Source organism: Helicobacter bilis ATCC 51630, from assembly GCF_000686565.1.
Classification (GTDB): domain Bacteria; phylum Campylobacterota; class Campylobacteria; order Campylobacterales; family Helicobacteraceae; genus Helicobacter_A; species Helicobacter_A bilis.
Window position 1 is genome coordinate 39,833 of sequence record NZ_JMKW01000014.1, and the last position, 11,329, is coordinate 51,161.

6 protein-coding genes and 1 pseudogene are annotated in these 11,329 nt (G+C 37.3%); 1 reads left to right on the top strand and 6 read right to left on the bottom strand.

Annotation, left to right across the window (positions count from 1 at the left end; genetic code table 11):
• Positions 1–1,424: 1,424 nt before the first annotated feature.
• Entirely contained in the window at positions 1,425–2,528 is a 1,104-nt protein-coding gene (gene prfB / locus T368_RS0103920; protein WP_004088525.1) for a peptide chain release factor 2, read from the top strand.
• Positions 2,529–3,301: 773 nt separating this feature from the next.
• On the opposite strand, the gene T368_RS17270 is transcribed toward prfB, so the two are convergent.
• The 6 genes and pseudogenes from T368_RS17270 to T368_RS16290 form a co-directional block, all read right to left on the bottom strand.
• Positions 3,302–5,788 carry an iron-containing alcohol dehydrogenase gene (locus T368_RS17270; RefSeq protein ID WP_004088526.1) on the bottom strand — a complete coding sequence of 829 codons (2,487 nt, stop codon included), beginning with the start codon at positions 5,786–5,788 and terminating at the stop codon, positions 3,302–3,304.
• 136 nt (positions 5,789–5,924) lie between these two features.
• Positions 5,925–6,080, bottom strand: a complete 156-nt coding sequence (locus tag T368_RS15330; RefSeq protein WP_162164634.1) for a hypothetical protein — start codon at positions 6,078–6,080, stop codon at positions 5,925–5,927.
• Positions 6,080–7,392, bottom strand: a pseudogene (gene aepX, locus T368_RS15335) (phosphoenolpyruvate mutase). Before aepX ends, T368_RS15330 begins: the two are co-directional and overlap by 1 nt.
• A gap of 69 nt (positions 7,393–7,461) precedes the next feature.
• Positions 7,462–7,584: a hypothetical protein gene (locus tag T368_RS17065; RefSeq protein WP_282705546.1), complete on the bottom strand. Its 123-nt coding sequence runs from the start codon at positions 7,582–7,584 to the stop codon at positions 7,462–7,464.
• A gap of 1 nt (position 7,585) precedes the next feature.
• Positions 7,586–8,338: a class I SAM-dependent methyltransferase gene (locus tag T368_RS13200; RefSeq protein WP_248646229.1), complete on the bottom strand. Its 753-nt coding sequence runs from the start codon at positions 8,336–8,338 to the stop codon at positions 7,586–7,588.
• A gap of 46 nt (positions 8,339–8,384) precedes the next feature.
• Entirely contained in the window at positions 8,385–11,243 is a 2,859-nt protein-coding gene (locus T368_RS16290; protein WP_004088530.1) for a YidC/Oxa1 family membrane protein insertase, read from the bottom strand.
• Between the last annotated feature and the right edge of the window lie 86 nt (positions 11,244–11,329).

Sequence of the window (11,329 nt, forward strand, 5' to 3'; positions counted from 1 at the left end):
TATTCAAAAAAAGACATCTTTATTGTTTCGCCCAAAAACACAAAAGCCTATACCAAATTGATTGCAATCTTTACTATTTTGAACGCCTTGAGAGAAGTTGTTAATGATAGACTCCATATAGTCTTTCTCTGCTGTTATATAGATTTCTTCGTTATCTTTTATGTTAGATAAAGCTTATTTCGTTATAGACTTGCTCATTTACAATTGCAGTTTTAGAGCTTAGCACTGTGATATGGTCTTCTTTAGGTAAGTGTGCTAGGCTAGGGTTAGTATATAAGTTTAACATCATTGAAAATTACTGTAACTTTTCATCATAACTACCACCCAAAATATTCTTATGTAAAATAAAATTCTCTATTTTGCAAACCTAAATATTCTGTGTTTGACAAGATTTCTATTATCGCAAGTGCAACACATAAGCTACTGTATTTTTAGTGGAGGCAAGGATTATGAATAATAAACTTCACAATAACAAGCTCTCATCATTTCCAATAGTATATAATCTAAGAGAAAATGTAGTAGCGTGAAATCCGCATAGGGATTCTGATTATTATCCGTGTAGAGTGTGTGGATGGGGGGGGGGGGGCAAAAAACCTCAAGAAAACCAATAAAAATATTGAAAAACCCAAAATACCAAAGAATACGCTTAACATACCTAAGAATAATATTTGCATATATTTATGTTTTGTGTAGTATTCTTGTATTAGAAATACAGAATCTAAAATTTTATAAGAAATTTTTTTGCTTGATAAAACTTCTCATGGGGACAATGTAAATACAGCAAAACTTAGCAACAAATCACAATGCCTAACTATTTTGTAATGCCAAGAAGCATATCTGTAAAATCCTATTTTTTAAAGTCCAATGCATTACTTTTATAAAGCAATCTGTATAAAAGTAATGGAGCAGATGTTGCATAAAATCTCTACACATTCATCAGCAATAATATCAGTGGGGATACGCACCCTGCACAACTCCGTAAGGTTTATTCATCATCTGCTTCTTATAAATAAATTTTTAGACAATTGCAACTTATATTATTTGTAAATACTTTTTTGTTTCGAATCGTTTCATGAGAATTATATCCCATTTTAGAATCTAGCTCCTTAATGCGAGGATTAACATTGTCCATACCAAAAGGATTAAAGCAGATATAGAAATTTGCGATTATATGAAGACACTTTCTTGGGCAAATCGTTGCAGTCTTACAAATACCAAGATTTTTACTTGCTTATGTTACAAAGCGGTTATGAATTTTAGGCGTAACTATAAGATTAAAAGTTTATATTAAGAGTCTATTCTTGATTTTATGGCAATTTAGCAACCCCCAAAGGACTAAGATTGCTATATGCTTGTTTCACGCTAGACATTCTTTTGTTATAATAATGAATTTTTTATAATTCCAAGCATGATAAAGGCACACAATGGATTCTTATGAATATGGCGAGTTGTTAAAAACTCTGCAAAATAAGGCGCAAAATATCGCAAAGATTCTAAACCCAGATTCCCTGCAAAAGCGATTAGATGAGATTAACGCATTAGAATCGCACCAAGAGTTTTGGAATGACGCAAAAAAGGCAGGGGAAATCACAAAGGAAAAGCGAAAATGTGAGCGGATTTTACACACTTATACGGAGATGAAAGCCGAGCTAGATGACGCAAAAGAGCTATTTGAGATAGCAGAGAGCGAGGGGGATTCTAGCACTTTGGAGCTGTTGTTTGAAAATGTAGAATCCCTGCAAAGCCACATACAAAAGGTAGAAATTGAGGTTATGCTAAGTGGGGAGTTTGACTCATCAAATGCCATTATTACCATTCAGCCCGGAGCCGGTGGGACAGAATCGCAAGATTGGGCAAGTATGCTCTATCGTATGTATTTGCGCTGGAGTGAGCGCAAAGGCTTTAAAGTGGAGTTGCTAGACTATCAAGATGGCGAAGAGGCAGGCATTAAGGGGGCGGCGTTTATCATCAAAGGTGAGAATGCCTATGGGTATGCCAAAAGCGAAAATGGCGTGCATAGGCTGGTTAGAATCTCGCCCTTTGATGCCAATGCCAAGCGACACACAAGCTTTGCTAGCGTGCAGGTAAGCCCGGAACTCAGTGAAGACATAGATATTGAGATTTTGGATAAGGACATTCGCATTGATACCTATCGTGCCAGTGGTGCAGGCGGACAGCACGTGAATAAGACAGAATCTGCTATCCGCATAACGCACTTTCCAACAGGCATAGTCGTGCAGTGTCAAAATGATCGCAGTCAGCATAAAAATAAGGCAACAGCTATGAAAATGCTGCAGAGCAAACTCTATGAGCTAGAGCGGTTGAAACAAAGTGAGGGCGTGGCAAATGCCGAAAAAAGCGAGATAGGCTGGGGACATCAAATCCGTAGCTATGTCCTAGCCCCCTACCAGCAGGTAAAGGACTTGCGGAGCAATTACGCTACAAGCGATACCGATGGTGTGCTAGATGGGGATATTGATGATTTAATAGAATCTGTGCTGGTGTTGGGGGAGAGTAAGGGTGAGTGAGATTCTAAGAGAAGATTCTAAAAATACCATATAATAAAGGAAGACAGAATACAAGGAACACAAGAGAATCCAATTGCAGCAAATATGGTTAGGATAATAAGATGACAAATACTAGACACTAAATAGGAACAATAATACAACAATAATGAATCTTGATATTCTCGCAGAAGAACGCCCCTCCCCAAAAACAGAAGTTTTACACATCATAATCACAAAGAGTTTGCACAATAAAAAGATTTATGCTTTTATGAATCTTCTCAAGATTTTGCCTATTGTTAAAAAAATATTTTATGTTTAACTATGAGATTCTAGGCGTATCGTGCAATGGATTAAAAAATCTATGTAAGCATTGTTTTTCTTTGCCGTTTAATGTTGCTTTGCTTGGTTGTTATTGGTTCTTATTTATTTATTGTCTATCCACTTATTAAAAAATTTGTTTGCATTATCTGCTTTATCCCTACTATTTATAGATTTGGTCTATCTTTTGTTTTTTGCCTTAACCCTATCTTGATTTGTAAGTATTTAAAGCTCAATTCTTTTTTATTTATGTGCCCTAGCCTTGCAAATGGTTGCTATATGTGTAGCTTTTTATAGCTGTGAATTTCCTATGCAATGTCTTACTGTAATATGCAATATTAAAGCTACATATGTATGCACTTTTCTCTTGCTTTATCCAAGCTTGCATATAGATATTTACCTATTACAAGCGCAAGAACTTGGATTAAACGCTGCGTTAATTTTGCATCGCTTCATTCCGCTAGTCAGTAAAATCATTACCAAAGCAAACTAAGCATTCTTTTCTTTGCCTTTGCCACATCAAGCAGTCCATTTTTTGCCCTAGCATTCAGTGAGTTAAAAATATCTTCTATCATTGTAGAATCTAGTCCATAATCACGCGGATTGCTTGAGATATGAAGTGTTTTAAAAAGATTTTTAATCCTTTGTTTATAAGGGCGTAGGATAAAATCTGCGTTTTTATCACTGATACAATCAAGCAAAATCGGCAGAGTAAAGCTACACGCCAAGCCGTGTGGCACACCAAAACGCATTGTGATAGGATAGCTTATGGCGTGAGCTAGGGCGGTTTGTGTGTTTGAAAAGCTAAGGGCAGCGTACATACAAGCAAGGGCTAGATTTCTTCTAATCTGCGTTGTCTCTTTAGTGTTTTTCAGGGAGATTTGCTTTTTGCTTGTGCGACAGCCCTTATGGCTAGTCTCCGCGCAAAAAGCTTCACAACCCTGAAAACGAAGTTTCTTTAGAAAATCACTTAAAGATACTTCCGCAGGTGTGCTGTGTGTGCTTGAATTTGATTTTCGTGCTTGGGCACTACCCTTAAGGTAGCTTCTCGCACTCAAATCTACACACCCCTTGAAATTATCTAAAAATCCTTCCGCAGTGGTGGTGCTGTTTGCGTTTTTTGTAGTCCTATCATTTTGAGCCGTAGGCGAAAAATCTTGTTTAGATTCTATATTGTTAGATACTTCGCCTAAAGGCTCAGTATGACAAGCAATTGTTGTAGCTTCTAAAATCTGCTTAGAATCCAAAGTTAGCATTTCATATAATGGTGGCAGATTCTCTAAAATCAGCTCAATAGCCGCCTTTGCATATTGCGTAGAGATGGGGTTTGCATTTTTATTCCAAATAGATTCTATTGCGTGAGATAGGCTATCAAGCGTGGTATGAATGCTAAGATTTAAAGGCAAGGATAGCAAAAGAGAAATATCATAAAATGCTATTTGTGGATATAAGCATTTATGCGATAAAGAGTATTTGACATTTGCCCCTTTATCCCAAATAGTCGCCCATTGTGTCAGCTCACTGCCTGTTCCAGCCGTGCTAGGACAAGCAAAAAGTGGCATTGCCTTTGCCTCGCCCACAATCTCCAAACCCCCATTATTTACTACAATCTCATTTTGCAGGGCAAAAAACTTTGCACTATCAAGCACACTCCCACCACCAAGGGCAATAACCACATCATAACGCCCTTGAATCTTTGCCTTTGCACTTTGTAAGGATTCTAGCTGCGGATTTGGATTTACAGAATCATAGATGATAATGTTGCTAAAAATCTTTGTGATATTTTGGGCTAAGTTTGCTCTTCTAGATTCGGCAGGATTGGAATCTAAAATTTGAGATACTAGCTCACGCTCAGCATAACAATAAATAGAGTCTTGGCATTCTAAGGATTGAGATGAAGCTTGTGGGTTGTGAGAAAAATCGCAAGGGAGTTTATTAGACATAAATGACTGCAGCGATTTTTCGCTACTCCCGTAAGCTTCGCTCAATACTGAATGCCCTGCATTCAAAAACGCTTTAATATGCAACTCAAACTCTTCTAAACTCTCCGCTATATACACATTCCCATACCCACACGACTTAGCAATACTGCTAAAATCCACAAAAGGTGAGAGATTAAACTGCCCACCTGTGCTATCGTGGCTTTCATTATCTAGTAAAATATGGCAAAAATTATCCCTATCCTTTGTGTAATACGCATTTGTGCTTAATGCACCAAGCCGCATAAGCAGGGCAGAATCACCATCTATGGCAATGACTTTTTGTCTGCTTTTTAACGCAATGCCAAGTGAGAGAGAACTCACACAGCCCATAGAGCCTACCATATAAAGCTGATTTGGACTATCCTCTATTTCATATAGTTCCCTGCCACATTTACCTGTGGTAGCAAACAGCAAGGCTTTAGAATCTTTTGCTAGAGTATGCAGAACTTCCAAGGCTTCTAGCCGTGTAGGCTTTTTGTTTGCAGGTTGGGTGGGTTTAGAATCTGGTTTAGATTCTGTGTTATTAGAATCGGCTTGAGATTCTAGGCTTGTAGATACTTCGCTTTGCTCAGTATGACAAAGCCTAGAATCCACTTGAGACTCCGCAATGGCAGAATCCACAATTCTAGTATTTTGCAAGTTTGGACTAGTGCTTCGCACGAGTGCAGTATTGCTATTGGGGCTTTTTGTGGATTTTAAGGGGGAGCTAGACATAGAGTCTGCGTTCGCAATCGTGTCGCTCACCCTAAAATCCACAAAATCGCCGCTATGACTACCCAAAGACGAATTGCTATGAATTAGTCGGCACAAGCTTATCCCACTTGCAATCGCTACCGCATCCCCCTCATTATTACTCATAATAAACCGCTCACTATTAATCGCATAATTAATAAGCGGTGCAAGATATGAGCAAGGCACACCGACAAAATCCCTTAATCCCACACTCTGCAAATAATCACCAAATTCCTGCGTGTCTAACATAGTTTTCCTTTAAGTGTAATGACTAAAATACCTAAAAACACATTTTGCGGAAGTATTTTTAAGTGTTTTTCAAAAATCCGCAAACCTCAACTCCACATTCTAGCAGTATGGTTTTGCTATCTCAGAATGAAGTGTTTCAATGCAAACTCCCAGCAATTCTAAGATTGTGAGTGCTAGTTTGGTGGTTGTCGAAAAAATCGCGATTGAGCTTACTTGAAGTAAGTGATTGAGCGATTTTTGAAGACTCCGCCGAAATAGTGCCACAAGCTGAATTGCCAAAACGCAAAAACATTATATTGTCCCCGGAATGAGTGAAAGAATCTCCTTCACACTCATACAAGAAGATTCCATCTCCTTGCTTCTATCAAACTCCAAAATCCCTTGTGCGACCTTTTGCATCGCTACAAATGAAGCCCTAAGCAAGTGATTAGCATAGATAATAATGTTTGCCCCTGCTTCGCCTAGCTCTTTTGCAGTGATTTCATTAAAGCTTGTAGGCACGACTACCACAGGCGTTTTAGAATCTTTCTCTCTAAAGGCTTTGAGAAAAGCTAACACTTCATCAGGGCTTTTTTGGCGTGAATGTATCATTATGCCATCTGCCCCAGCGTTAATGTAGGCAAAAGTCCGCTTCAGTGCGTCTTCTTGCCCTTTGTCTAGTATCAAAGATTCAATGCGCGCGATAATCATAAAGTCTTGTGTAATCTGTGCGTTTTTCCCCGCTCTAATCTTGTCGCAAAAGACTTCAATGTCTTCTTGGGTTTGCTCTACATCATTGCCTAAAAGTGAGTTTTTCTTTAAGCCCGTTTTATCTTCAATGATGACAGCAGACACGCCTGTTCGCTCCAAACTTCTCACCGAAAAGACAAAATGTTCAATCTTACCGCCTGTGTCAGCATCATAGATTAAAGGTTTAGAGGTTACTTCAAAGATTTCATTAATGGTGTTTAGCGGCTTGTTAGCTCCACTGCTTCAATGTCTGGCTTACCCCTGCTTGTGCTATCTGTAAGGCTAGAACTCCAAAAGCCATCAAACTCTAGCTTTTTACCGCTAGATTCTACACAAGCATTTTGTGCGATAAGGGCAGATATGGCGGAGTGTGTCTCGCAGATTCTAAGTGGGGTTTTTGCATTCACAAGTCGGCGTAAAAGCGAAAGTCTAGCATTTGTGCTGATACCAATCGCCCTTGCATCAAGGTTTAGCTGTGTGGAGATTATGCCCTCTATGTAGCTAGGCTCTATAAGCTCACCGCAATTTAGCTCTTGCAAGGTATCAATGACATTTTGACGCGTTTTACTCTGTGTGCCACTTTTCCAATCATCGCCGTGGATTACATAGCGAGGCTTTAAGGAGCGGATATTGCCCTCATAACTCAATGTATCTTGCGGGATAACTCTATCAATCTCTTTTAAATGGCTAATGACTTCATAGCGTTGGTCGTAGTTCATATAGGGTAGTCGCTTATATGAGGCTATTGCCTTATCGGTCAAAAGCCCTAGCACGACTTCGCCCTTTTTGCCCTCGCTAGATTCTAAAGAATCTGCGAGTTCTCTTGCGATTTTTAGGATATTGATATGTCCGGGGTGGATTAAATCTGCCGCCATAGCGACATAGATTATTGGAGGTTTCATTGTCTGCTCCTTGAGTAGATTTTACAAAGAACAGAAACAACACTAAAACTTAAAGCGCTCCTTTCTTGCGATAATGCGGATAAAGTAGTCATCTTCACCATTAAATGGTGCAAAGCCTTTGTTTTCCATTGCGTAAAGAGTTTTAAAACAATACACAATAAGCATATTACCCCCCCCCCCCCATAGTTATTGTATGGGTATCTGCTTGAGTGTTGCTTGTATCATCTGCTTTTTGATTTATTGTTTCTTGCATTGCGTTATTTGAGCTAAAACGCAAGGTTTCAATCTCTTGCAATGTTTGAGTGAAGTTTAAGAATCTGCGGTAGTGATTATCATAAATAAATGCGTTTGTCTCACCTTCTACCGCCTTACCCTTGCCACAAAGGCTATTTTTCTCGCCTCTCACTTCAATAGCTAGGATTCCACCCTCTTTACAATATTTAAGGCAATCTGCCAAGGTTTTATCTTGTTGAGCTTTATTGACAAAATGCAGGGTAAAACGAGAGTAGATACAATCAAATTGTTGTTGAAAACTAAAGGAATCTAATTGTGTAAAATCCCCGCATAGAAAGTGGGGATTGTTTTGTGAATCTGATCTTTGCTCCGCTTCTTGTGTGGATTCTGTGTGGCTTTGTTTAGAATCTTGCTGCGTTTCTACATAATCATTTAAAAATGCAATCTCTTCTTGCACTTGATCTATGGCGGTTGTATCTATGCCATTATTTGCAAAATAGAGACTATCTCGCCCATTACCACAACCTAGCTCAAGAAGAGATGGGGTATTAGATTTTGTGCGTTTATTAGTATCACAATTTATGGATTCTAACAAATAGTTTTTATACACAAATTTTGCAAAAAGTGATGGTTCTACACCGATTTTGTGCCCACTATAAAATTCACGCCAATATGTTTTGTCCATATTTTATCCTTTCTGGGTATTTTACTATCTTCTTATTAGACAATTGTTAATGCTTTATCCCATCAATCTTTAATGTGTCATCTTTAACTTCTTCTGTGATATCTTGCCAACTATTTTCATCATAAATATTACCTTTGACTTGGAAATAATGGTCAATAATCCATTCGTTTTTTTGTGTTTTTTTTAGATCGCTTGTAATCGGGGTTGCAGTAATAATTTTTCTATTGTTTGGATAATTTTTAAGTATATTCTTTGGCACATTAGGACAACCATTAGGAAGATTTTCGCAAAAAATGCTTGAAATATCATAATTTGCCATAAGTCTAGAATCTACTTTTAACTCTCCGCTTGTATTAAAATCTTTAAATAAAAATATGGTTTCGGGTCGCCCATTTTTTTCTATTATAAAGCGTGGTATTCCCATACTATCTGGTGATCCATGATCGCTTACGATAAGTATCTGCGTGTTATTGTAAATTGCATTATCTTTAAGCCATTGTATAAGATAATCGAGATAATTTAATGCGCATGCTTCAGAATCATAATGTTTGAAGAAGAAGTCTCGTTCGCCTTGATAGCTATATGACATTGTTTCTTTATGTGGATGGTCATGCCATGCCGTTTTGTTGGCAAGTTGATTTTTTGGTCCTTGAAATAAGCATTTTTTTCCATTGTAATACATGGCATATGGGGGATGAGTAATACATGTATGCAAGTATTTAAAAGTTGGCTTTTTAGATTCTGTATTGTGCAAATGGGTAAAAGCATACATTGATGAAGTATATCCTAACGATCCTCTAACGTTTGGGTCCATGATTCTGTAGCCCAACCCCTTATATCGGAACCATTTTCCATTGTTATATATTTTAGAACGCAATGCTTCTGGACTAAAACGAAATGTCCCATAACTTAATAAGCGTTTATATATCGCTGCATTACCTTCATTTGCAAGTTTGAAAGCAATTGTGTCTTCCGGGTGGTGTGTAAGATAATAGTCGATATAGGCATATCCATTTTGTGTTACAAAAATATTTTGATTATAAGCCTGTATGTATTTGGCTGCTTTGGCCGATTCCCCCATAAAATACCCCACATCATAGCCGTTCTTTACAAAAGTATCACCTATAACACCAAAGGCTTCAGTGATACTATCATCAAGATTATCTTTTCTGGCATTCATATTATATACAGCATAATGCTCCCCGCCGATAAGCGTAGCAATACTATGAATAGTAGAGTTTGTCGTAGATATAGCGTTATCAAATAGCACAAAGCCATCAAGCTGTGTTTTAAACTCTGGGAATTGCTCTAAGAGTGGATGCATATGTGAGCCACTGAATGCATCAAGCACCATAACTATGATATTCTTTTCAGTCTTAGAGTAAGAGAATAATTCTTTTTCATAAGGTTGCAGATTGTTATCCTCTGCAACAAGGCTTTTTGGGACTATATAAGTTTTATTTGCTTCCATAATATTAAAGAAAGATATAACACTTAGCACACAAAGACTAATGAGACTAACACTAAAAATACTCTTCAGCCATTTAAAACAAAAATACACAATCGCTACACTTGCTATAAAAGCACACAAGGCATATAAAAGATTATTTGGATTATTAAACTCTGGTTTTTGTAAGACAAAATGATCCATAGCCCCATAATCACCTACAAAAATAAATGTATTGATGACCCCGATAAGAAATAATATGCTTGCAACATATACACCAAACTTAAAAAGTCGTGTTTTATAAAAAAAGCTTGTAATATAGATAACCATAAAGCTAGAACAAAGGAATGCACCAAATAAAACTGCTAGTGTTTGATATGTTTGGCTTGTGTCAAATTGAGAGACATCACTGCTATAAATAGCATAAGGGCTAAAGACACATATTATAAAGCAGATATTAAGAATAGCTAGAATGCTAATATTGCGATAATTTGTATAGGCTTTAGAATCTAGGGCGGTGTATGGGGTGAAAATGTTAAATAATAGAGTCTTAAATTTTCCTTGTAGTTTTGTGGATTGTGTGTTTTTAGGGTTTTGGCTTGGATTTGCAGTTTTAGAATCTAGCTTAGATTCTGTATTTTGAGAATCCACAATTCTAGTGTTAGAGTCTCGGCATTCTAAGGATTGAGATGAGAAATTAGGGTTGTGCAAGTCTTGCGAATGAGGCGTATTGGACATACACCGCAGTGAGTAAGGCGAAGCACTCCCTGATTTATCGCTCAATACTGAATGCCTTTTATTTCTACATTGCTTAAATATCTCTTTAAACAACGCAAACGCCATATTACAAGTCCAATATAATACTAACGCACTCGGCATACTATAAAGTAGCACCAAGAATAATAAGGCAATCAAACTCCCTTGCACTCTCGCACCTAGCTCTTTTGAGCTATAAAAGACATTGATTAAAGTAAAAATAGTCATAAGTAAAGGCAGTATATGGATACTTAAACCAAATAACATAATAGAATCTGGTTTGCTTAAATCATCTATCCATAGAAAGCGGACACTTTGCAAATACTCCGCATTCTCTACTAAATGAATCATTGCAATAAAAAATGGAATTTGTAATGCTAATCCCCCTAAGCCAAATAAGGCAAAAATGGGGTGAAAATGCCTTTGCTTATAGAGTGTGCGGATATAGCTTTGCAGTTCTGCACCTTTAAATACTCTTTTAAACTCTTTAATCTTACTATCACATTGTGCTTTTAACACTCCAAAGGAAGCCACTTTTTTATCAAAGTAAAAAGTGAGTTTTAGCATAAAAAGCTGCATTATAAGAGAGAGTAAAATAATGCTTATGCCATAATTCTTAGTTGCCTTAAAAAGTGTAAATAAAGCCCACTCAAGCACCTGTTCTACTGGAAATATAAAAATATAATATAAAATCTCTAGCATAGCTTCCCTTTCTCTAGTCCTTTTTCTAGCATAGTATCTAGCTCCCTTAGCCTTGCTACAAGGGCGATTTGTGGTTTTAGTCTAGA

Coding starts and splice junctions, on each gene's coding strand:
- prfB (WP_004088525.1), top strand. CDS start 1,425: ATGGATTCTTATGAATATGGCGAGTTGTTAAAAACTCTGCAAAATAAG.
- T368_RS17270 (WP_004088526.1), bottom strand. CDS start 5,788: ATGTTAGACACGCAGGAATTTGGTGATTATTTGCAGAGTGTGGGATTA.
- T368_RS15330 (WP_162164634.1), bottom strand. CDS start 6,080: ATGTTTTTGCGTTTTGGCAATTCAGCTTGTGGCACTATTTCGGCGGAG.
- T368_RS17065 (WP_282705546.1), bottom strand. CDS start 7,584: ATGCTTATTGTGTATTGTTTTAAAACTCTTTACGCAATGGAAAACAAA.
- T368_RS13200 (WP_248646229.1), bottom strand. CDS start 8,338: ATGGACAAAACATATTGGCGTGAATTTTATAGTGGGCACAAAATCGGT.
- T368_RS16290 (WP_004088530.1), bottom strand. CDS start 11,243: ATGCTAGAGATTTTATATTATATTTTTATATTTCCAGTAGAACAGGTG.